The 24,049-nt window shown below is 64.6% G+C and carries 9 protein-coding genes; 1 reads left to right on the top strand and 8 read right to left on the bottom strand.

Going from position 1 to position 24,049, the window contains the following annotated elements; genetic code table 11:
* Positions 1-98: 98 nt before the first annotated feature.
* From H597_RS0115525 to H597_RS31115, 7 genes are all read right to left on the bottom strand, one after another.
* Entirely contained in the window at positions 99-1,346 is a 1,248-nt protein-coding gene (locus H597_RS0115525; RefSeq protein WP_028102952.1) for a sensor histidine kinase, read from the bottom strand.
* On the bottom strand, positions 1,336-3,072 hold the full coding sequence (locus tag H597_RS33365; protein ID WP_051293837.1) for a chemotaxis protein CheB: 1,737 nt from the start codon (positions 3,070-3,072) through the stop codon (positions 1,336-1,338). The genes H597_RS0115525 and H597_RS33365 overlap by 11 nt, the downstream gene beginning before the upstream one ends.
* A complete protein-coding gene (locus H597_RS0115515) occupies positions 3,069-6,797 on the bottom strand; it encodes a response regulator (protein WP_028102950.1) in 3,729 nt (1,242 codons plus the stop codon). The genes H597_RS33365 and H597_RS0115515 overlap by 4 nt, the downstream gene beginning before the upstream one ends.
* Positions 6,798-6,917: 120 nt before the next feature.
* Positions 6,918-8,528 (bottom strand): serine hydrolase, encoded by a 1,611-nt coding sequence (locus H597_RS0115510; protein ID WP_028102949.1) that lies wholly within the window; start codon positions 8,526-8,528, stop codon positions 6,918-6,920.
* Between the two features lie 2 nt (positions 8,529-8,530).
* Positions 8,531-10,372, bottom strand: coding sequence for a M1 family metallopeptidase (locus H597_RS0115505; RefSeq protein WP_028102948.1), 1,842 nt, complete (start codon positions 10,370-10,372; stop codon positions 8,531-8,533).
* Between the two features lie 254 nt (positions 10,373-10,626).
* The gene (gene relB, locus H597_RS34155) at positions 10,627-10,818 is read right to left on the bottom strand and encodes a type II toxin-antitoxin system RelB family antitoxin (RefSeq protein ID WP_083941122.1); all 192 of its coding nucleotides are present in this window, start codon (positions 10,816-10,818) and stop codon (positions 10,627-10,629) included.
* A 64-nt stretch (positions 10,819-10,882) separates the two neighbouring features.
* A complete protein-coding gene (locus H597_RS31115; protein WP_371850734.1) occupies positions 10,883-19,540 on the bottom strand; it encodes a GH36-type glycosyl hydrolase domain-containing protein in 8,658 nt (2,885 codons plus the stop codon).
* Between the two features lie 306 nt (positions 19,541-19,846).
* Between H597_RS31115 and H597_RS0115495 the strand changes: the two genes are divergently transcribed.
* Positions 19,847-22,000, top strand: a complete 2,154-nt coding sequence (locus H597_RS0115495; RefSeq protein ID WP_051293836.1) for a TonB-dependent receptor plug domain-containing protein — start codon at positions 19,847-19,849, stop codon at positions 21,998-22,000.
* A 1,415-nt stretch (positions 22,001-23,415) separates the two neighbouring features.
* Here the strand turns inward: H597_RS0115495 and H597_RS0115480 are convergent.
* The coding region (locus tag H597_RS0115480) for a transposase (RefSeq protein ID WP_028102945.1) at positions 23,416-24,049 on the bottom strand (634 nt) is incomplete at its 5' end.

The raw sequence follows: 24,049 nt of genomic DNA, 5'->3' as shown, positions 1-24,049 counted from the left end.
GCTACTCATTCACACTCCATTATGCAGAACTGGCAGTATTATGCTGCATCCGCACATGAAATTGGCTCACGAATTATCACGCCTTTGTCTGAATTTTGTCAGGCGCGCACCTGTTCCGGCGGCGCCACCTGGGGCAACTCCAGTTTGAAGATGCAGCCGCCATCGTCGCCCGCCGCCGCTTCAATGGTCCCGCCCAGCAGTCCCGTGACCAGGTTGTAGCAGATGTTCATCCCCAGCCCGCTGCCGCCCTTGCCCAGGCGCGTCGTGAAGAAGGGATCGAACACGTGCTGCCGCACCTCGTCACTCATGCCGACGCCGTCGTCGCTGTATTCCAGGCAGATCATGGTGCCGTTGCGCCAGGCGCGCAGCCGCATCTTGCCGCTGGCACGCCCCTGGAAACCGTGCAGCACCGAGTTATTGATCAGGTTCGAGACGATCTGGTCGATCGGCCCCGGATAGCTGTCCATCCACAGCCCCGGCGGAATGTCGATCTCGACCCGGTAGGGTGTCTTGTTCAAGGTGGCGTTCATCAGCTGCACCACGCCGCCGATGATTTCAGCCAGCTCGAAATTGCGCCGCTGCGAGCTGGTATGGTCCACCGCCACCTGCTTGAAGTTGGCCACCAGCTCCGCCGCGCGCTGCAGGCCGCGCAGCATCAGCTGGCTGGCGGTGCGCGACACCTTCAGGTATTCGTCGAGCTGCGAGCGCTTCAACGCCGTGTGCGTGCTGATGGCGCGCTCGAAGCTGACCACATTGTCTTCCAGCGTGGAGGCGACCGTCATGCAGTTGCCGATCGGCGTATTCAGTTCGTGCGCCACGGCCGCCACGATGGCGCCCAGGGCGGCCAGCTTCTCCGACTGCACCAGCTTGTCCTGCGCCATATGCAGGCGCTGCAGGGTGTCCGAAAGCTGCTGGTTGGACGCTTCCAGGTCGTGGGTGCGGCGCTGCAGCGCCAGTTCGCGCTCGTACAGGTGCTGGTACTGGCGCACGCGGTTCAGCAGCAGGTTGTCGTCCAGCGGCTTGACCAGGTAGTCCACCGCGCCCAGCGCATAGCCGTGCGAGATGAATTCGTCGCCCATGAAGACGCCCGTGATGAACACCACGGGGATGGTGCGGGTGCGCTCGGCCATCTGCAGGTGGCGCGCCGTTTCAAACCCGTCCATGCCCGGCATGTGCACGTCGAGCAGGATCAGCTGGACGTCGTGCTGCATGGTCAGCAGCAGGGTTTCCTCGCCCGAGCCGGCTTCGATCAGGCGGCAGTTCGGCAGGCGTCCGAGCAGGACCGCCAGCGACATGCGGTTGCTGGGATTGTCATCCACCACCAGCACATTGAACTTATCGATCATGCAATGCCCCTCCGGGCCGATAGATAAAGCTGCCGGCTTCGTACGGCACGAAACCCAGTTCCTGCGCCATCATATTAAGCCCATCCTGGGGTCCCAGCACCAGGAAGCCATCCACATGCAGGGAACGGGCGAAGCGCTGCAGCACCTTGCGTTGCAATTCGGCGTCGAAGTAAATCAGCACATTGCGGCACAGGATCAGCTGGAATTCATTGAAAATCCCCTCCCCGGTCAGCGAATGGCGGTGGAACAGCACCCGCAGGCGCAGGTGCTCCGGCACGCGCAGGAAGCCGGGGCCCTCGATCAGGTATTGGTCGGCGCACGTGTCGCCGCCCGCCGCCAGGTAGTTGCCGCGATTCTGCTCCCGCCCCGCCAGCGGAAACAGCCCGCTCTTGGCCAGTTCCAGCAGGTAGCCGCTGATATCGGTGGCGAACAGGTGGCTGCGCTCCAGCAAGCCCAGTTCCGCCAGCATGATGGCCAGCGAATAGGCTTCCTCCCCGGTCGAGCAGCCGGCCGACCACAGCTTGATCATCGGGAAGCTGGCCAGGTAGGGCATGATTTCCTCGCGCAGTAGCCGCAATTGAGCGGGATGGCGGAAGAAGCTGGTCACCCCCACCGGCAACTCGGCCACCAGGCGCTCGAACATGGCGGCATCGGACAGCACGGCGCGCTGGAAACGGGCGAAGGAGTCGAAGCCGAACTGGCGCACCAGGGCCGTGAAGCGGCGCTGCAGGCTGTCGCGCTGGTAATTGCGGAAATCGTAGCCGCACTGGTGGGCCACGGCGTCCAGGAACAGCTCCAGCAGCGGCCCCTCCGGCGCCGCCGCCTCGCCCGCCACGCTGGCCGCCACCACGCTGGTGATGGCGCGCAGGTTCATCACATAATCGTAATGGCCGGCGTCGCGCGCGGCGTCCGGCATGGCCCGCGCCCCTTCGCACTCGCTGCCCTCTTCCACGATCACCGTGCCGCCGGCGGCGCGCACGGCGCCGCAGCCGTCCACCCCGTCGCGCCCGTAGCCGCACAGCAGCACCGCCAGCGCGCCGGCCTTGTATTCGCTGGCCAGCGCCGCCAGCAGGACATCGATCGACGGCCGCGAAAACTGAATCTTGCGGTCGCGCGTCAGGTAGACCAGGCCGTACGCCACCTTCATGTGATAGCCGGGCGGCGCCACGTAAATCGTCCTGGCGCGCACCGGCGCCATATGCTGCGGCATCAGCACCTCGTACTCGGTACGGGCCTTGAGCAGCTGGTCCAGCAGGTTGACCTGCCCTTCATCGACGTGCTGCAGCACGAACACCGCCACGTCGGCCATCGGCAAGGCGGCCACGATGTGCAGGATCTTGTCCAGGCTTTGCGCCGACCCGGACAGGGCCAGCGCGCGGCAGGCGGCCGGCGCGGCCGGCGCCGCACGGTTGGCGACCTGGCGCACCGGCAGGCCCAGGCGCATCAGGCTATGCGCCAGCAGCGCATGGTAGGCCACGATGCGCAGCGGCTGGCCGCCCGCCAGGCGCGCCGCCAGCAACTCAACCGCATCGCGCGGCAAGGTGTCGGCGTCGTAGAAGCTCACTTCCACCGGCGGCCGGGCGCCGGACTGGCGCACCGGATGGGCGGCCGCAGCGCGGCCGGCTTCGTCGAGCGCCTGCGCCAGCTCCAGCGTGCCGGCACCGTCCAAAGGTCCCAGCACGGCGATGCCGCAACAGCCACCGTGGCGGTGCAGGGTGACGCTCATGCCTGCCTCCCGCCGGCCCACTTGGCCGCCTTGGCCACCAGCACGTCGTAATCGACCGGCTTGGCCAGGTAGTCGTCGGCGCCGGCGGCCAGCGCATCGGCCTGGTCGGACGGCGCCGCCTTCGCCGTCAAGGCCAGCACCGGCACGTCAGCCAGGGCCGGCGTGGCGCGCATGGCGGCGATGGCCTGGTAGCCATCCATTTCCGGCATCATGATGTCCATCAGCACCAGGTCCACCTGCTGCGCCGCCAGGAACTCCAGCGCGCGCCGGCCATTGACCGCCTGGTCCACATGCGCCCCGTGCCGTTCCAGCGCCGCCGTGATGACGAACAGGTTGCGCGGATCGTCGTCGACCAGCAGCAGGCGGCGGCCATCGAGGGCGCGCCCGCTGGCGGCGGCGGGCGCGCCGGCGATCTGCCCGGCGGCGCGGTCCTGCGGCACGCGGCGCAGGAAGCGTTCCACGTTCTCCAGCAGGCGCCGTTCGCTATGCGGTGTCTTCACGATCACGCATTCCGAGTACTGCCGCAGCCGGGTGGACTGCTCGTCGGTCGGCGTGCGGCTGGCGTAGAACACCAGGGCCAGGCTGGGCGACGCGGCGCGCAGGCGACGCGCCAGCGCCAGGGCGTCCTCCAGCGGCGAGTCGCCCAGATCGATGATGGCCAGGCGGCAGCCCTTCTTGCCCAGCAAGTCTTCCAGCGGGCTGCCCGCATCGGCCGCCAGCACCGGGCCGCGCTCTGGGCCGACGATGCGCGCCACCTCCTGCGCCGTGATGCCGCCGTTTTCCAGCACCAGCATGGCGCTGCCCTGGGCGCGCGCCAGCGCATCGATCAGCATGGCTTCCGCCGCGGCCAGGCGCTGGTCGTCGGCCGGCTTTTGCAGGAAGCCGATGGCGCCTTGCTGCAGCAGCGCCTCATCGCGGTCGCGCGCGGAGACAATGTGCACCGGAATGTGCGACAAGGCCGGCTCGCTCTTGATTTCGTGCAGCACGCGGCCGCCGTCCATATCGGGCAGGCCCAGGTCGAGCAGGATGCCATGCGGCGGATGCTGGCGCGCCAGCCGCAGGCCCGCCTCGCCGCTGTGGGCCAGCAGGGTCTTGTAGCCGAGGCGGCGGTTCATCGCCAGCAGCGTACGGCAGAACACCGCATCGTCATCGACCAGCAGGATGATGCGGTCGCCCGGCAGCAGGCTGGCGCGGTCGTCGGCCAGCGCCGGCTCGGACAGCGCCGCCGGCCCCGCCTCCGTGCCGGCAGCCGCTGGCGCCGGCGCAGTCTCCACGGCGGCGCCGTTGGCCGGACTCTCCGGCGAGCGCTCCGGCAACAGCACGCGGAACGTGCTGCCCTCGCCCGGCGTGCTGTCCACCTCGATGGTGCCGCCCAGCATCTGCGCAAAGCGCAAGCTGATGGTCAGGCCCAGTCCCGTGCCGCCGAACTCGCGCGATGTCGACCCGTCGCCCTGCTGGAAGGCGTCGAAAATGACGGCCAGCTTGTCGGCCGCGATGCCGATGCCCGAATCGCGTACCGACAGGCAGATCGGCAGCGCCGCGTCGTCGCGCCGCCAGATGCGGAAGGCGATGCCGCCCTTGCGTGTGAACTTGACGGCATTGGCCATCAGGTTGCGCAGGATCTGCGACAGCTTGTCCCAGTCGGTGACGAAGTCGCCCTGCAGGGAATCTTCGATTTCCAGCGTCAAGCCCTTGTCGCGCGCCAGGTGCTCGAACATGCTTTGCAGTTCGGTGCAGATCGCGCTGCCGCTCACGCTGCCGGCATGCAGCTCCATATGCCCGGCCTCGACTTTCGACAGGTCCAGCACGTCATTGATCAGGCGCAGCAGCTCCTGGCCGGAGCGGTGGATCACCTGCGCCCATTTGGCCGCTTCGCCTTCCAGCTTGCCCGCCTCGTCGCTCAGCATCATTTTCGACAGCAGGATGATGGAGTTGAGCGGGGTGCGCAGCTCGTGCGACATATTCGACAGGAATTCCGATTTGTACTGGCTCGACTGCTTGAGCTGCTGCGACTTGGCCTCTTCCTGCCGCCGCGCATCCTGCAGCTGCTCGTTCTGCATGCGCATCTGCGCCTGCTGCTGCTCCAGCTGCGCGTTGGACTGGCGCAGCTCCTCGGCCTGCTGCTGCATCTGCTGCTGCTGCTCTTCCATCTGCGCATTGCTTTGCTGGAGTTCCTCGGCCTGCTGCTGCAGCTGCTGCTGCTGCTCCTCCATCTGGGAATTGATGCTGCGCAGCTGCTCGCTCTGCAAGCGCATCTCCTGCTCCGACGCTTCGCTCGCTGACAGCAGCTTGCGGATATGCACGCGCTGCTCCGCCACGTACAGCAGCGAGGCCACCATGCCCGTCACGCTGGACAGGAATTCCAGCTTGCGCTCGTCGAAGCGCTCATGGCTGGCCAGCTCCACCACGCCGATCAGGTCGCGCTCGTGCAGCAGCGGCCAGGTATAGGTGAAGCGCGGCGCGGCGCTGCTGGTGCCGGTCGTGATGGGCAGGGCCGCGTCGCCCGGCGCCAGCGCCAGCACGATCGGCTTGCGCTCGCGCGCCACCTGCCCCACCGCCCCCTCGCCCATGGCGAAGCGCGCCCCGACGTTATCGCGCTCGGTGTACATATAGCTGCCGATCAGCTCGAGCTGCTGCGCGCGCTCATTGAGCAGGTAGAACACGCCGCGTCCCGCGTCGAGGTAATGTCCGAGCATGCTGATCGCCGCTTCCGCCAGCTGCTCGGTGGTCAGGTCGCCCGTCAAGGCCGTGCCAAGCTGGCTGGCGCCGTCCTTCAGCCAGTTGCGGCGCTCGTCCTCCTGCCGACCGGCCCGCAGCATGCGGATCATGTCGTTGATGGCGCGCCCCAGCCGGTCCTGCGGGGAGGCCAGCGCCACCTCGTCCTGCAGGTTGCCGCGCCCGATTTCCTCGGCCCGCACCGCTAGCCGCTCCATGGTGTCGCGCATGGTCGCGATGCGCGCCATCATGCTGTCCGTATCGCCCTTGCGCAACGCCACCTGGCCGGACAGGTCGCCCGCCGCCAGTTGCGTGACGATGGCGGCCGCCACGTCCGGCTCCCCGCCCAATTGGCGGATCACGGAGCGCGAGGTGTAATAGCCCAGCGCGGCGATGGCCACCAGGATGACGCTCGCCGCGCCCAGGGTCAGGTACAAGGCTTCGAGCTTGATTTCTTCCGCCAGGCGCGCCTGGTCGGTGGCGACCTGGGCGTTGTACAGGATATGGGCGGTGATCAGCCGCGTGATCTGCTCCGACAGCGGCTCCAGGTCCTGCATCAGCGCATGCGCCTGCGCCGCCGCGCCCCGGTGCAAGGCAGCCAGCACGCCGTCGGTCGCGGCCTCGTAGCGCGCCCACACCACTTTCTCCTGTTCGAGATAGGACTTGTCCTTGCCGTCGGCAAAACAGTCCTTGCCAAGGCAGCCGTCGGTCTCGTAGCTGGTGATCGCTGCGCGCACTGCCTTGCGCTGGGTTTCCACGACTGTATCCATGCGCGCGGCGGCATCGGCATCGGCGGCTTGCAAGCGGCGCTCCATATCGATGCCCAGCTGGAGGAAGCTGCGGCGCATGGTATCAAGGGTGATGAGGCTGGGGACGGCGTTGGTATTGGCGTTGTTGGCGCCTTCGTAGACCCGTTCCATTTGCTGGCGGCCCAAGGCAGTCAGGATGAGCAAGCCGAGCAGGGCTGTCGCCGTCAGCAAGGCCATTTTCATCGCCACCGTTCGCAGCATAGCGCCTCCCAGGTTGACACAGCGCGGCAGCTTTCATTTTGCACAAAATCCCAGCCGTTGGGTGCGTTCTGTCAATCCAGGGAGGCTGCCACGCGACACAGTTGCCGCGTGGCAAATGACTTACGGTTTCTTTGCGGGAGTGAATGTCAGGTCGGCGAAGTCGTAGCTGAAATCCGTTTCGGTGGACACGGGCGCCATTTTCATGCGCTCGATGCTGCCGTCCGGGTTCAGCGAAAACGTCACATAGGCGTCCGCATTGAAGTTGCGCTCCTTCCAGCGCACGATGAAAGTATCGTGCTGGAAGTGTTCGAGGGTGCCGCTCAGGTCGGGCGTGCGGGTGAAGGTCATCACTTGCTTGCCGCCCTCCTGCCGGATATTCACCGTGCCATACCAGGCGTCCGTATAGTCGCCGTTGTAGGAGGCCAGCGGCAGCGAGGGCTTGGAGGCTGCCGCGCGGACGGTGCTCAGCTTGCCCTGGCGCGCCATTTCCTCCTTGTGCATTTCCGCTTCCTGATCGGCATAGACCTTGATCCAGTCGGTCGGCGCCGCGCCCATGTAGTGGTCCAGGATGCGCCACTGCAGCGCCGTCATCGACGGGCCGTTTTCCGCATTGGTGAAGATGGCCACGCCCAGCTTTTCTTCCGGCACCATCAGGATGCGCGAATAGAAGCCCTGCAGCGCGCCGCCGTGCATGGCGATCTTGCGGCCGCGGTAATCGCGCAGCTGGAAGCCCAGGCCATAGGCGGCAAAATTGGCCTTGGTGACGGCCAGCGCCGGCTTCGGCTCGCTGATCTTCATCGGCGTCTGCTGCGTCCACATTTCGCGCGCCTGCTTGGCGCTGAACAGCTGCTTGCCGTCCTCCATCTTGCCTTCGTTGAGCAGCACCTGCATCCACTTGGCGATGTCCTCGGCATTGGTCTGGATGCCGACCGCGCCGACCGCGTTCTGCACCGGCATCGGCTTGACCACCGCCGCCTTGCCGTTGATCTTGCTGTGCGGCGCGGAATAGTCGGCCGTCTTCAGCATCTCGTCCACACTGGTGGTGCTGCCGCGCATGCCCAGCGGCGCCAGGATATGTTCGCGGGTCGCCTCCTCCCAGCTCTTGCCGGATTTCTGCGCGATGATCTTGCCGGCCACGATGTACAGCAGGTTGTCGTAGGCGTAGTTATTGCGGAAGCTGGTGGCCAACTTCACATTGCGCAGGCGGTCGATGATTTCATCGGTGCTGAAGGTGGTGGTCGGCCACCACAGCAGGTCGCCCGCGCCCAGCCCCAGGCCACTGCGGTGCACCAGCAGGTCGCGCACGGTCATGGACTGGGTCACATAGGCGTCGGCCATCTGGAAGCCCGGCAGGTGCTTGGTGACCGGATCATCCCAGGCCAGCTTGCCCTCGTCCACCAGCTGCGCCAGCTGCGCGGCGGTGAAGGCCTTGGAATTGGAGGCGATCTCGAACAGGGTCTTGGCCGTCACCGGCGCCGGGTCGCCCAGCTTGCGCACGCCGAAGCCCTTGGTGGCCACCACCTGGCCATCCTTGACGATGGCGATGGCGATGCCCGGTACGTCGAAAGTCTTCAGCGCCAGGTTGACGTCGCGGTCGAGGTCGAAAGCGGGTGCGCTGGCCGCGCTGGCAATGGCGGCGCCCTCCGGTGCCGCGCCTGCCGGCGCAGCGATGGCGGCGCTGGCCGCGAAGGCCAGCATGATCAGGGTAGCGAGTGGTTTCTTCAGCAGCATGGTCATTTCTTCAGCAGTTTATCGACGGAACCCTGGGTCTCGGGATGGTAACGCGGACGGGCCTTGGCATAGACGCCCTTGGCCCAGGCAGCCTCGTTCGGCGTGGCCAGCAGCGCCTTGTACAACGGCACCACGAACTTCTGGCGGCCCACGCTCATGAGGAAGGCGTTCAGCGATTCGCGCACGCCGTAGCCGGCATGCACGGAAGCGAGCAGGAAGCGGAAGCCGATCTCGTTATTCTTGGTATCGCGCAGCTTGAAGGCTTCATCCAACTCCTTCATCTGGGCGGCGCTGGCCTTGGCGTCGATACCGTTCAGGAAGTGCATCCATTCCAGCGCAACCCATTGCTGCGTCTCCAGCGCGCCGGTGGCCAGCTCGCCCTTCAGCCAGGCATCGCGCTTGGCATCGAGCGCGGCCAGGCGCGGCGAGTTCATATACTGGGCGCTGGCCGGGATACCGCTGCCGTGCAGCCACTCGTCCAGCTCCGCATCGCCCATGATGGCGGGATTCTTCGCCAGCAGGTTCTTGCGCAGATAGTCGACAAACTCCTCGGTGGTGGCCGACTGGAAGGCGTGCTGGTCGAACCAGCCGCGCAGGAAGGGATCGAACACCTCGCGGCCCGCGCGCTGCTCCAGGGTGCGCAGCAGCCAAGCCCCTTTCGGATAGGCCAGGCCTTCGTCGGTGTACGTGTCCGGATTGGTGTCGGCATCCTTGCTCAACAAGGCTTGTTTGGCGGCCGGGATATCCTTCAGCGAAGCGACGGCTTCGGCCTGCTCCACCTGCAGGTTCATGTCCGCCACTTCCTTGCCGTACAGGCTTTCCACGATGCGCGTGGTGACGTAGGTGGTGAAGCCTTCGTTCAGCCACCAGTGCTTCCACGAGGCGTTGGTGACCAGGTTGCCGGACCAGCTGTGCGCCAGCTCGTGGGCGATCAGGTCGTTCAGGCTGCGGTCGCCCGCGATCATGGTCGGGGTCAGGAAGGTCATGCGCGGATTTTCCATGCCGCCGATCGGGAACGAAGGCGGCAGCACCAGCATGTCGTAACGCCCCCAGCGATAAGGACCGTACAGGGATTCGGCAGCGTTGATCATCTTCTCGGTATCGGCCAGCTCATAGGCGGCGGCCTCGATGCGGCCAGGTTCCGCGTACACGGCGGTGCGGGGACCGAGGTTGCGCAACTCGATTTCGCCGATGGCGATGGCCAGCAGGTAGGCCGGGACAGGCTGCGGCATCTTGAAGTTCCAGCCGCCCTTGCCGGTCGCGTGCTGGTCGCCCTCGGCGCTCATCACCACGCGCATGCCGGCCGGGGCATCCACGCGCGCGCTGTAGGTGAAGCGCACGGCCGGCGTATCCTGCACCGGCGCCCACGACCGCGCGTCGATCGTTTCGGACTGGCTGAACATGAAGGGACGCTTGCCGGACAAGGTCTGCTCAGGATTCATCCACTGCAGCGCGCTGGCGCTAGGGGCGGTGCGGTAATAGATACGGACTTTTTCCGGCTGCGCTTGCAGGGCGATGCGCAGGGCGCGGCCCTTCTTGGCATCCGCCTTGTCCAGCATGAAGGATGCGGGCGCCCAATTGCCGTCCGGACGCAGCACCTGCACGCGGGCGATTTTCAGCTCGCGAGTGTCGAGCACGAGGTTGCGCGCCGACTTGTCGATCCAGTTCAGGGAAAGTTCCGCATAGCCATCGAGCGTCCTGCGCGCGAAGTCGGCTTTCAGGTCCAGGTGCAGGTCGGTGGTGCGCACCTGGTCGTAACGGGCAAAGCTCAATGGATCTTGCGCCCGCGCGGGAAGCGCAAAGGCGGCAACCAGCGCGGCGGCTGGCAAAGACAGTCGGAACATGGCATCTCTCTGTTGTTACAAGCGCGCAGAGGATAGCACACCAGTTGACCTTAGCCCGGACGTACACTCACATCCCGGAATTTATCGCGCAAACAGGTACAGGATCATCCGAGCACACGGCCTTGCAATGAAAGCGTTTTTCCAGCATCCGCAACGCTGCAGGCTCGCTGCGTTCGGAAAGGAATTCAACGATTTCCCTTACATCGCTATTGGCAGATTGAGACCATCTAATGGGCAGCATGGACGCCGCCCAGCTAGCTTGACCTGCCCTTTTTGCGATTCGAAAGAATGAGTTCGCGCAGGTCGCTCATCACTCTTTCATGAGGAATCAATGGGCGCTTATACTGCAAAGCCCTATTGACCTTTTCGCGAAACCAGCGGTCGTACTCTGCCTCATCCTCCGGGGGCGCGAGATCCGGGTCCGCTTGAATTGGCTTGGTATTCATGCTGTCAGCTGACACCAAACCAATCTGCGATGCGGCCCAATGAAGGCGGAATTGTTCCAGTCAATCAGGCCTTGATGTCGATTTCATAAGTCGCGCCGTCGTCGACCAGGGCAATCTCCACCGGCTCGGCCGCGGCCTGGCCGCGCGTCACACGCAGCACATAGGTGCTGCTGCCGTGGCGGTAATGCAGCGTGAAGCCAGGCCAGGCGGCCGGCAGGCGCGGCGCCAGCAGCAGCTTGTCGGCCTGGCGCGTCAGGCCGAGCAGGGATTCGAGCAGCAGGCGGTACATCCAGCCGGAGGAGCCGGTGTACCAGCTCCAGCCGCCGCGCCCCACATGCGGCTCGACCGCATACACGTCGGCGGTCACCACATAGGGTTCGACCTTGTAGCGCGCGCAAGCGTCGGCGCTGGAGCCGTGCCGCACCGGATTGATCATGCGCATCAGGTCCCAGGCGCGGTCCACCTCGCCCAGCCGGGCAAACGCCATCACGGTCCATATGGCGGCGTGCGTGTACTGGCCGCCGTTCTCGCGCACGCCCGGCACATAGCCGCGGATATAGCCCGGGTTCAGGCCGGATTTGTCGAAGGGCGGGTCGAGCAGCTGGATCAGGCCGAAGTCGCGCCGCACCAGCCGCGCGTCCACCTGTTCCATCGCGCCTACCGCGCGCGTCTTGTCGGCCGCGCCGGTCAGAACGCCCCAGCTTTGCGAGATCGAATCGATCTGGCATTCCTCGTTCTGCGCGGAGCCCAGCGGCTTGCCGTCGTCGAAATAGGCGCGCCGGTACCATTGGCCGTCCCAGGCGTTGGCTTCGATATTGGCGGCCAGCTTTTCCGCCTCGCTGCGGCATTCCCCGGCGAACGAGGCATCGCCGCGCCGCTCCGCCACTTCGGCAAAGCGCTGCAGCACTTCGATCAGGAACCAGGCCAGCCACACGCTCTCGCCCTTGCCGTGCTCGCCGACCTTGTCCATGCCGTCGTTCCAGTCGCAGGAACCGATCAGCGGCAGGCCATGCTCGCCGAAGCGCAGGCCGTTGCGGATGGCGCGCACGCAGTGCTCGTACAGGTCGCCGGCGTGGGCCGAGCGGCTCGGCATGTCGTAGTAAGAGTCCTCCTCCGGCTGCACCGGCCGGCCCTCCAGGTAGTGCGCCTGTTCGTCCAGCACCGACATGTCGCCCGTGCTGGAGACATAGCGCCACGCGGCCAGGGGCAGCCACAGGTAGTCGTCCGAGCAGTGCGTGCGCACGCCGCGGTCGGACGGCGGATGCCACCAGTGCTGCACATCGCCTTCCACGAACTGGTGCGCCGCACTCAGGATCAGGTGCTCGCGCAGGATGTCCGGCCGCGTATGCACCATCGCCATCGCATCCTGCAACTGGTCGCGGAAGCCGAATGCGCCGCCGCTCTGGTAGTAGCCGCTGCGCGCCCACATGCGGCAGGCGATGGTCTGGTACATCAGCCAGCCGTTCGCCAGAACGTCCAGCTCCGGCTCCGGCGTCTGCACCTGCACCGCGCCCAGCACCTTCTCCCAGTGCGCGTGCACTTCGGACAATGCCTGCAGCGCGGCGCCGCGCCCGCCGTGGCGCTGCACGATGTTGGTGGCGTCCGCGTTGCGGCGCCCGCCCATGCCCAGCACGAAGACGATTTCGCGCTCCTGCCCCGGCTGCAGCTCGAACGGCGCCTGGATCGCGGCGCAGGCGTCCAGCCCCGCGCCCGCCTTGCCCGACAGGCGCACACGGCGCAGCGCCGCCGGCCGCGCCAGGCTGCCGTTGCGGCCGATGAATTCCGTACGGTCGCAGGTCACCGTGCGCACCGAGGCATCGGCGTTGAAGAAAGCCACCCGGCCGGAGAATTCGGTGTTGTAGGCATTGCGCGCAAACAGCGCCCCGGTGATCGGGTCGATCTCGGTGACGATATGCATGCCGGATTTGGAACGCATATCGCCCAGCACCCATTCCACATACCCCGTCACCGACAGCTTGCGCAGCGCATCGGAGTCGTTGCGCACGCGGATCACCGTATAGCGCACCGGCGCGTCGAGCGCGACGAAGGTCGTCATGCGGCTGCCGATGCCCGCTTCCGCGTACTCGAACGAGGAGTAGCCGAAGCCGTGCCGCGTCAGGTAGCTGCCCGCGCCCGGCGCCGGCAGGGCGCACGGCGACCAGAAGCGGCCGGACTGCTCGTCGCGCAGGTAGAAGGCTTCCCCGCTCAGGTCCGATACCGGGTCGTTATGCCACGGCGTCAGGCGGAATTCGTGGGCGTTTTCCTGCCAGGTATAGGCTTGTCCGCTTTCCGACACCACACTGCCGAACTGCGGATTGGCCAGCACATTCGACCAGGGCAGCGGCGTGCGCTGGCCGGGCTTCGTGCAGATCACGTATTCCTTGCCGTCGGGCGTGAAGCCGCCCAGGCCGTTCGACAGGATCAACCCTTCCGGCAAAGGTACGCCGGCCGCCGCGCCGGCATCGCGCCCGGCCGCGTCGCTGCGCGGTTCCGCCAGCAGCGGCGGCATGCGCAGCGACGGCGCCACGCCCCGCTTCAGCTGCTCGGACAGCGTGCCGCGCTCGTCGCTCAGCACGGCGCGCGCCACGGTCTGCAGCAGCACGCGGTCTTCCGGGGCGATGCCGTCGGTCGGGCGCACGAAGATGCCGCCCGGCCGGTCGATCGCCTGCGCGTCCAGGCCGGAGGCGATCAGGCCCATGATCTGGTCGTGCAGCGCCTGGCGGTAGCCGGAACGGTCCTCGTACCAGATCACCAGGTCCACCACCAGCCCTTTCAGGCGCCAGTAGGCGTGCGCCTGCACCAGCTGGCGTGCCAGCTCGATATTGGCGGCGTCGCGGATCTCCATCAGCACGATCGGCAGGTCGCCCGAGATGGCGTATGCCCACAGGCCGGACTGGCCGCGCTGGTTGCGCACCAGGATGCCGGGGTCGGCCCGCAGCGCCGCGTTCGGGTAGATCACATGGTTGGCCAGGCGCGCATACAGCTGCGCCTCGGCCTCGCTGGCGTTGAGCTGGCGCAGCACCACCTGGCTGTGCGTCCATGCCAATTCGAACACCCGGTCCGCCATGTGGCGGTCCTGGTATTTGTCGATCAGGTATTGCGCTGCGTCGCGCGTCTCGGTCATGCCGGTCACCACGTCGATCACCGAAACCTGGCCCGGCTCCAGCGCGATGCGGTAGCGGATCGCCACCACCGGGTCCAGCACCGAGCCCTGGCTGCCCGACAGCGGCCCCGGCTCCTGCACCGCGAGCGGCGCGCGCGCCGTGTTGCCGCGGCCGATGAAGCGGGCGCGGTCGGTCTCGAACGACACCTGCTGCACCTGCGCGTCGTGCACCGTCATCACGTGCAGCAGGTAGGGCGTCTTCTCGTCCTTGCCGCGCGGCCGGCGCGTGCACAGGATGGCGCTTTCGTCCTGCACGATCTCGGTCTGCACGAACAGCTTGCTGAACGCCTGGTGCGCGTTGTCGGCCGGCGCCGGCGCCATCACCACCTCGGCAAAGCTGGTGAATTCGATGACGCGGCGCCGGTCCGAGTGGTTGGTGACGCGCGTGCGTCGCATCTCGATATCGTCTTCCGGCGAGACCACCATCTCCGTGTACAGCTCGATCTCGTTATCGCTGCGGCGGAACTCCGCGCGTCCTTCCGAGAAAATCACTTCCAGGCGCTGCGGCTCGGCCTGGGTCGGCTGGTAGGTGGTGGACCAGACAGCCCCATCCTCCACGTCCTGCACATAGCAGAACTGGCCCCAGTTGTCGCAGGTACTGTCCTCGCGCCAGCGGGTCACGGCCAGGTTGTTCCAGCGGCTGTAGCTGCCGCCGGCGCTGCTCACCATCACGTGGTAGCGGCTGTTCGACAGCAGCTGGGTTTCCGGCACCGGCGGCGTGTGCTGGTTCAGGATGCGCATCGGCGCCGCCTGCTCCGGCATCGCGCTGCGCACCGAGGCCTGCTCGGCGCTGGCCGAATGGAAGGCGCCGATGCGCGGACTGCGCTCCTGCAGCATCAGCAGGGTCGATTGCAGCAACGGGTCGGATTCGAAGCGGCGCTGCATCGGACGGTCGTTCAGCACGTAGCTCAATGCCAGCAGCCCCATGCCCTGGTGATGCACCATGAAGGACTTGATGATGGCGTACTGCTGGCCGCGCGGCAGGCGCGCCGCCGTGTAATCGATCGCCTCGTAGAAGCCGTAGCGGCCCATGAAGCCCATGGCCGCCATCTTCTGCAGGTTCTGGCAGGAGGCGTCGGGATCGACCATCAAGCCGAGCATGCTGGCGTAGGGCGCGATCACCAGGTCTTCCGCCAGGCCGCGCTTCAAGCCAATGCCCGGCACGCCGAACGCGCGGTACTGGTAGTTCAGCGCCGCGTCGGTGGTGTTGTAGCCCGACTCGGAAATCCCCCACGGCACATTGCGCTGCTTGGCGTATTCCACCTGCGCCGCCACCACCGACTGGTAGGTCTGGTCCAGCAGCGTGCTCGGGTAGGTCGGCATCACCAGCAGCGGCATCAGGTACTCGAACATCGAGCCGCTCCAGGACAGCAGCACCGGCTGGCCGTGCACAATGCACAGCTGGCGTCCCATGGCGAACCAGTGCTCCTGCGGCAACTGGCCCTGGGCGATGGCGACGAAGCTGGCCAGGCGCACTTCGGAGGCCAGCAGGTCGTAGCAGCTGGCGTCCAGCCGCCGTTCGCTCAGGTTGTAGCCGATGGCCAGCAGCTTGGTGGTCTGGTTGAACAGGAAGCCATATTCCACCTGGGCGAATTCATTGGCCTGGTGCGCCAAGCGGTTCAGGGTATCGAGCCGTTCGCGCGCGTACGCCGCCCCCTGCGCCACCAGCGCCGCCAACTGCTGCTGGCGTTCACGCTCTTCCGGCGCCAGGTCGCTCGGCGCGGCGCCCGGCAAGGGCCAGCTGGCCAGTTCGCGCAGCGTCGGCACCCGGTCCAGGGCGCTGTCGTATTGCGCCGCGGCCTGCGCCGAGATCCATGGCGCCAATACATCGAGTTCGTCCAGCGCACCGCGGCATTGCGCATGCAGCGCACCGGCCCACGCCGCCAGCTGCGGCTCAAGCGGCGCCGATGCCTTGCGGATGAACTGCTCGCAGCCTTCGCAGGCGCGCAGCAGCCAGTCCCGTTGCTGGCGCAAGCTGGCAGGTACGGCCGGCGGCGGCGCTGCGATGGCGGCCTCCAGCGCGGCCAGCCCGTCCACCGCCACGGCGCCGGCGGCAAGCGCCGCTTCGCGCACCAGGGCGCAGGTGGTGGCCAGGCCTTGCGCCAGGTTCGGATGCACGATCGGCAGTTCGGCGACACCGACCAGGCCAGCCTGCAAGGTCAGCAGGTGCCCGGCCAGGTTGCCGCTGTCGACGGTGGAAATATAGATCGGATGCAGGGGCTTCATCGACTGGGTGTCGTACCAGTTGTAGAAGTGGCCCTGGTGCCGTTCCAGCTGGGACATGCTGTCCAGCGTGCTGGCCGTGCGCGCCGCCAGCTGGCCGCCCGTGATGTAGCCGAAGTCGAAGGCCGTCAGGTTGGCCAGCAGCGCCATGCCCATATTCGTGGGCGAGGTGCGGTGCGCCACCACCTGGTTGGGATGCTCCTGCATATTATCCGGCGGCAGCCAGTTATCCTCCGGCCCGACAAAGGTCTCGAACCACAGCCAGGTCTTGCGCGCCAACTTATGCAGGAACAGCTGCTGCTCGTCCTTCAGCTCCTTGCGCTGGCGCACGATGGGCAGGCTGATCCACCAGGCCACCGTCGGCGCGGCAAACCACGCCACCAGGAAGATCAGGGCGGCTTCAAAGGCCTTGGGACGCAGCAGCGCCAGGGCCGTACCGGCGGCCAGGGCCAGCAAGGGCGACACCCACATCGTACGCCAGTTGCTGGCCAGGCTGGTGCCGGAACGGGCCAGTGCCGATGCCTGCCACTGCAGCAGCCGGCGGCGCGACACCAGCAGGCGCCAGCCGGTGCGCACAATGGCATCCAGGCTGACGAACGCTTCATAGGGCAGGAACACCAGCGTCAGCAGCGCATGCGCGAACTGCATGCCGCAGCGCTTCAGCGAGGCCGGCATGTGCTGTCCCCATAGCGTGTCTCCCGGCTTGCGCAGCAAATCGTAGACGGCGCTCACCAGCGGTGGCAGGAAAAGGATCGCCAGCACCGCGCAGGTCCAGAACCAGGGATGCGGCAGCGAGGCAAAGGCCATCAGCAGCGACAACGTCAGCACCGGCGCGACCAGGCTGCGGCGCAGGTTGTCGAACAGCTTCCAGCGCGACAGGGCCGACAGGGGATTGGCCTCGCGCTTTCCGCCCGGCAGCGGCACGCGCGGCGCCAGCCATGCCAGCAATTGCCAATCGCCGCGTATCCAGCGCTGGCGCCGGCTGACATCGTCGCGGTAGCGCGCCGGATAATGCTCGTACAACTGCGCATCGCTCAGCAGGCCGGCGCGCAGGTAACAGCCTTCCAGCAGGTCGTGGCTCAGGATGCGGTTATCCGGGAAGCGCTCTCCCAGGATCTCCTCGAACACGTCGATATCGTAAATGCCCTTACCGATGAACGAACCTTCCGCGAACACATCCTGGTACACGTCGCTGACGGTACGGGTGTAGGGATCGATGCCCGGCTCGCCGCCGCACAGCTTCTCGTAGCGCGAAGCATCTTCGCTGGGCAGGCTGACCGCCACACGCGGCTGCAGCACGCCGTAGCCGGACACCACGCGCCGCAAGCGCGGGTCGATGCGCGGCAGGTTCAATGGATGGCGCATGGTGGCGACGAACTGGCGCGCGGCATCGCGCGGCAGCTGGGTATCGGTGTCCAGCGTGATCACATATTTGAAGGTTTCCAGGTCATCGATATCGCCGACGATCAGCGAGAACGCCTCCTGCGCGCCGCCGCGCATAAAGCGGTTCATATCGGACAGCTTACCGCGCTTGCGCTCCTCGCCCATCCACGCGCGCTGCGCTGCATTCCAGCGGCGCGGGCGGTGCAGCAACAGGAATGGCGCGGGCGCGTCGCCCTCCCTGTATTTCAGGTTCATCCGCGCGATATTGGCGGCAGCGCGCTCGGTCAGCGCTGCATCGGTCGGCAGCGTTTCCTCTTGCGCATCAGCGAAGTCGGTCAGCAGGCAGAAACGCAGGCTGGGATCGCGGTTGGCGAGGAAGCGCACTTCCAGCTGCTCGCACAGTTCATCGACATTTTCGCGGCTGAACAGCAACGTCGGCACCACCACCATGGTGCGCGCATCGGATGGAATGCCATTGCGGAAGTCCATGCGCGGCAAGGGACGCGGCTCGACGAACAGCGTGGCGGCCCAGTTCACCAGCGCCAGCGCCAGCTGGCTGCTGCCCATCAGGCCGAGTATCGCCAGCACCGCCAGCGCCCACGGCTGCACGCCGTCGCGCCAGGCGCGCTCCAGCATCAGCGCGGTGGCGATCACCGACAGCACGCCGATCGCTCCCAGGTAGGACAGCAGCGGCGAAGTGCGCAGGGTGCGTTTCAGCGAACGCAAGGGCGGCAGCCGCACGCCCACCTGGCGCTCCAGCAACAGCCTGCCATCGCCGACCAGGTAGTAGCCGACGTGGTGCAGGCGCGTGTCGTGGTCGCCGGCGCGCGCAAGCGCCAGGTCTAGCGCTTGCTGCGCCACCTCGGCTTCCGACGCCTTCGAATAGCGCGCCATGCGCTCCACCATATGGCGATACTGGTCGCGGGTGGAGAAGTCCATGTCCGGATACGTGCCGGAAGGATCCTGGCGCAGGGTCTGTTCCACCACGCTCATGGTCTCGACGAATTCCTGCCAGTCCATGGTGCTGAGGAAGCGCAAGCTGCCGATGCTGTTGGAGATCGACACCTGCTCGGCCGCCTGCAAATGGATCTCGGCCTGGATCTGCTGCTCGATGGTCTGCCCCGATTCGGCCAGGCGATAGGTGATCCAGTTCAGCGCCAGCGTCAGCACCGGGCTCTGGCCTTGCAGGCGCCGCGCCAGCTCCGCCACGAAGGCGCTGCTGATCGGCGGCTCGGAACGCGCCATGTCCGCCACCAGCAAAATCAGCCCGCTCGGGTTCTTGTCGGCGATGTCCAGCATCTGGTCCGCCCAGCTGTTGGCCAGGTCGCGCTGGAAGCGGTTGTCCGCCACGCGCGCCGCCACACGCCGCAGGTTCTCGATCAAGGCCAGGCGCAACATGATGGGGATCGCCCACAGCTCGCCCAGCTTGAGCGTGGAGACCTCCTGATACGCCTCGACGAAGCGGCACAGGCTCTCGGGATCGACGCGGCCGTCGCCATGGGCGATGATTTCCAGCGCGATCTGGTAGACGCGCGGCGTGCCCGCTGGCGCGCCTTTCGCCAGGCGCGGCAATTCCTTGCTGTAATCCTTCGGCAGGTGGCGCCGTGCGGTGCGGATCTGGTCTTCGATCAGGTAATAATTGTCGAGCAGCCATTCCGATGCGGGCGTGACCTGCCGGCCTTCCTTGACCGCCTCCGTCAAGCCTTCACAGGTGGCCGCAATCAGCGCTTCGTTTTCGCTCAGCCGCGCGAGCAGCCGGTCACCGCCGCCACGTTTGCTGAGCTCATGGCCCGCGGCGAGGCCACGGCCATGGTGTTCCATTTGCTGCGCGCTGAACAATTCGCCGCGCAGCGGTAAGTCATCGTCCTCGCCAGCCCCCTTTTCCAGGGAGCCCGATTCCGATTCCTTGAACCCGGCGCTAGGCACCGGCCAAAAATAAGGATGCTCTTTCAAGGGAGGGCCTCGCTTTATTCTTTGAACTGCCGCGCAGACGGGCAGTATCTTTCAAAGAATGTTAGGCGGGCGCACGCCAGCCGACTGTTCGGTAGCGTACATACGGTCTGGAGCGTCGCTCATGTCCAATTGCTTTTCACGCCACGAAATCGACGGTTCGTCGCATTTCTCATGTGTCCCATCTTTGCCGCCTGTAGAGTCGCGTCACTGATTTGTTATCTATTTGTATCTAGCCACCTTTAACCGATCGGGCGCCCCGGCCTCCGGTGTATCCTGCTACGTTTCCCAAAAGCCATCGCCATTTGTATGAAGAAAATCGCACTGCCTTTCCTGCTCATCGTGCAAGCCCTGCATAGCGCGTATGCCGACGACCAACCCGCCGCCGACAAAGTCACCCCGAAAGTTGAAATCAAAGGCAGTGCGGCCATGGATATCCGCCGCAACGATACCGCCACCAAGATCGTCGTGACGCAGGAAGAGATCCTGAAGAACGGCGACACCAGCATCGGCGAAGTGCTGAAGCGCTTGCCCGGCATTACCTTGGACGGTGTGCAGGGACGCGGCGGCAATATCCGCATGCGCGGCCTGGGTAGCGGCTACACCTCCATCATGCTGAACGGCGAACCGGCGCCGCCGGGCTTCTCGCTCGATTCGCTGACGCCGGACATGATCGAACGGATCGAAGTCATGCGCGCCGCCACGGCGGAATACAGCACGCAGGCGATTGCGGGCGGCATCAACATCGTGCTGAAGCGCGCGATCTCCACCGCGCAGACCGAAATCAAGGCAGGCATCCAATCGGAAAATGGCCACCCCGGTACCAGCTTGAATATGCAAATGTCGGACCGCAAGGGGCCATGGTCGTACTCCATCGGCGGCGGCATGATTTACAGCGACATCGATCGGCCAAGCCGCGTGATCACGGAAGCAAGCGGCAGCTCGCCTTTGCTGCGCCATGCCGAAGACACCAGCGAAGGCAGCTTCCGCAACTTCAACCTGGCCCCGCGCATCAACTACGCGATCAAGCCGGGCGACGTGATTACCTCGCAGAGCTTCCTCGCCGTCAACCGCTTCCGCGCCCACAATACCGAACAGGTGACAACCTTGTTCGGCGAAGAGCCGATGTTCAGTGGCCTGAACCAGGACATCAAGGCCGACTTCGAATTGTTCCGCACTGACCTGAGCTGGGCGCGCCCGCTGGCTGATGGCGCCAAGCTGGATATGAAGGCAGGCATCAACTACAACCACCGCAATGTGGAAGCGCCGAACGTGCAGACCGGGACCTTGTTTGAACGCACCCGCGCCATCACCTCGGAGTCGACAGACAAGGGCTTCACCACCACCGGCAAGTATTCCAGCCCGCTGGTGCCCGGCCACGCGCTGGCCACCGGTTGGGACATCGGCTACAGCAAGCGCGATGAAGACCGCATCCAACGCGAGCAATACCTGCGCGCGCCGGCAGGCCTGCTGCCGCAGAACCTGGACGAAATCTATTCCGCCGACGTCACCCGCCTGGCCGCCTACGCGCAGGATGAATGGAATGTGACCGACCGCTGGTCCGTCTACTTCGGACTGCGCTGGGAAGGCGTGAACGTGAAGAGCACCGGCAGCGACTACGGCAGCATCGATAACAACTCCAGCGTATTGAGCCCGTTGTTCCAGACCATGTACAAGCTGGGCGAGAAGAAGAAGGACCAGGTACGCTTCGGCCTGACCCGCACCTACAAGGCGCCAGGCGTGGGCGACCTGATTCCGCGCCGCTTCACCTCCAACAACAACAGCTCCACCTCGCCCGACTCGATGGGCAACCCGAACCTGAAGCCGGAACTGGCCTGGGGCCTGGATCTGGCGTTCGAGCACTATCTGAGTGAAGGCGGCGGGCTGCTGTCAGCGAGCACCTATGCGCGCCGTATCGAAGACATCACGCGCCGCCGTGTGGACTTGATTGACGGCGTGTGGGTTTCGCGTCCGGTCAATGCCGGCACGGCCAACACCTATGGCGTTGAACTGGAAGCCAAGCTGCCCCTGCGCGCGATCATGAAGGATGCGCCGGGCGTGGAAATGCGAGCCAATCTGACACGCAGCTGGTCCAAGCTGGACACCGTGCCAGGCCCGCACAACCGCCTCGACCAGCAGGTGCCAGTTAGCGGCACTGTGGGTGCGGACTGGAAGCTCGACAAGCTGCCGCTGACCTTGGGCGGTTCCTACAGCTACCAGGGCGGCGGTGAAGTGCGCATCTCGGACCGGCAGTATGCCTACTCCGTGCCAAAACGCGCGCTGGATGTGTATGGGCTGTGGAAGTTCTCTCCCAAGACCCAATTACGCGTATCGGCATCGAACATCCTGCACCAGGATAACGTGGCGCAGTCGTCCTACATTGAAGCGACCGCCATGCGCAGCGACACCACCATCACCCCAACCAGCACCCAGTTCCGCGCAATGCTGGAAATGAAGCTGTAACACTTACAGCCCATAGCCGCATGTCCGGGGTCTGACCCTGCGGGTCAGACCCCGGTTTACCGGTTTTCGCTGTGGTTCGAGGCGATGCTCGATCGCCAAGCACTTCCCTCTGCAGTCCGAAATCTCTGGGCAATTTTACGCACGCCCCACGAGAAGAGTGCTCCAAATAGAAGCCCAACAAAGGCATGGCCAACATTTCGTGCCGTATAGTTCAGCGGACGGACCTCACCGTTTGAGACCCGGTAAGTCTCCGAGATAGCCAAATCATCCACGTATTTCACCGAGATGACTTGGCCATTTTCCCCATCCGAAACGGCCGTATAGTCCCAGATGCCATCAGGGGACGATTCAGCAGCCCTACTCATGTGGAGCGACGCTCCTGGACGCTCAGATAAATATGTTGAAAGTCCTGATATCCAAACCGGCTCCGCATGTGCTGTTTCCGGACTAGCAGGCTGCTGAAATACTGGTTTGCGTCATCTTCTGCCGGATTGCCGACCTCGTAAAACGAGCTACAAGCGATTTTTTCGACATATCCAAGGGTAAAGGCACCCTGACTCATGCCCAAACTGGGTGTGTTTCGGAGGTATTTCAGCAGCCTGCTAGCTCTTACCATGACCATAAAATACGACGGTACTGGGTCTCCGCGCGCTATGTCACCCGAGCATTTCTTGATCGTGCAAAGGGCGCTCATGCCGAGATAAGTCCCGGCACTGAGGCTTACCGGCACAAACGCCGCAGATCCAAGTATCGCCAGGAATATTTCGCAAGTAATGTGCGCAATATCTAATAATGCGTGATGGCATGCGAAGCTATCAATAAAATTATTGTTAGTATTAACAGAGTAACCAAACTCCTCATGGACGGCTTGGCTGAAATCTCAGGTCTTACGAAGCAATATGAAAACAATAAAGAAAATATTACAGAAGTTACAAATAGCCCATAGTAAATTAGGTTCCTATGCTTAATAGAAAATACCGCTGAAATAAAGAATCCGACCAACATTATTCCGCGAAGATTTTCCTTAACATTTGCGCTTACTGAAAAGTATGAGCCACAATCTTTACATTTGGCAGAAAATGGATACCCAAACACCATCATAACAATAAGCCATTTTTTTATAGAGTACTCATTACACGATGGGCAAGCTATCGTTGTTTTTTTCACATTATTTCCATTTGGCACATGAGCATTCGCGCAAAGCGGGGGCAAACATATTCTCCAACGTAACCTCTTTAATGTTAAACCATTGAGATACAGCAGCGGCATTAGCAGGCTGCTGAAATACTGCTGAATTCGCATTGATCATGCAGCTGTATTTGCGGCGCCGCTCATCTTTGTGTCGCAATGTGGGAAATCGGGCCTAATTGCAGAGCGTTTTCCTTGTTTTTGCGGCGCATCCTGCTGGATTTCTTTTATGTCGCTCCCGGCAGACGGATTTGTCCCAAGGAGCGCATGCGCACCAAGTTGTACGCCGCCATGGTCAGCCCGAACATCTGATCAACTTTCTTTAGTCCGCGCACCATCACCTGTCGCATGCCTCCGACGTATTTGGCCCAACCAAATCCTTGCTCGATGAGCTTTCGTTTTTGCTGCGAAATCGCATACCCGGCGCTCTGCGCGATCGCTTCGGGCACCGCCGATCTTCGCCCCGACTTGTTCTGCGCCACGTGCGGTGTGACGTTCATGGTTTGGCATGCCTGCTCAAACTCGGCCGCGTCGTAGCCTTTATCGGCGCCCAGCATCATCTCCCTCTGCGGATACTTTTGTGCCTGGCGCGCATCGCTGATCATGGCCTTGGCCGCTTCCCGTTCAGCGTAGCCGTCAGCCATTGTCACCATCGCGTTGGCGATCAAGCCGTGCCGATTGTCGCTGAGGGTATGTCCCATATAGCGCAGCTCACTGCCGGTGTTATTGCCCTTGCGGTACAAGCGCGACTCCGGATCGGTTTTGGATTGGTGGGTGTCATTGCTGCGCTTTTCGCCTTTGAAGTTGCCGCCGCCACCGTTGTCTTGATCATCGTCCTTGCGGACGAAGCTCTTGTGGCCG

It is taken from the genome of Pseudoduganella violaceinigra DSM 15887, from assembly GCF_000425385.1.
Classification (GTDB): domain Bacteria; phylum Pseudomonadota; class Gammaproteobacteria; order Burkholderiales; family Burkholderiaceae_D; genus Rugamonas; species Rugamonas violaceinigra.
The sequence above is the reverse complement of the archived record's forward strand: the minus strand, read 5'-3'. Positions and strand labels throughout refer to the sequence as shown.

Bases quoted from the DNA above. Each gene is read 5' to 3' on its own strand.
- H597_RS0115525 (WP_028102952.1), bottom strand. From the start codon at position 1,346: ATGATCGATAAGTTCAATGTGCTGGTGGTGGATGACAATCCCAGCAAC.
- H597_RS33365 (WP_051293837.1), bottom strand. From the start codon at position 3,072: ATGAGCGTCACCCTGCACCGCCACGGTGGCTGTTGCGGCATCGCCGTG.
- H597_RS0115515 (WP_028102950.1), bottom strand. From the start codon at position 6,797: ATGCTGCGAACGGTGGCGATGAAAATGGCCTTGCTGACGGCGACAGCC.
- H597_RS0115510 (WP_028102949.1), bottom strand. From the start codon at position 8,528: ATGCTGCTGAAGAAACCACTCGCTACCCTGATCATGCTGGCCTTCGCG.
- H597_RS0115505 (WP_028102948.1), bottom strand. From the start codon at position 10,372: ATGTTCCGACTGTCTTTGCCAGCCGCCGCGCTGGTTGCCGCCTTTGCG.
- relB (WP_083941122.1), bottom strand. From the start codon at position 10,818: ATGAATACCAAGCCAATTCAAGCGGACCCGGATCTCGCGCCCCCGGAG.
- H597_RS0115495 (WP_051293836.1), top strand. From the start codon at position 19,847: ATGAAGAAAATCGCACTGCCTTTCCTGCTCATCGTGCAAGCCCTGCAT.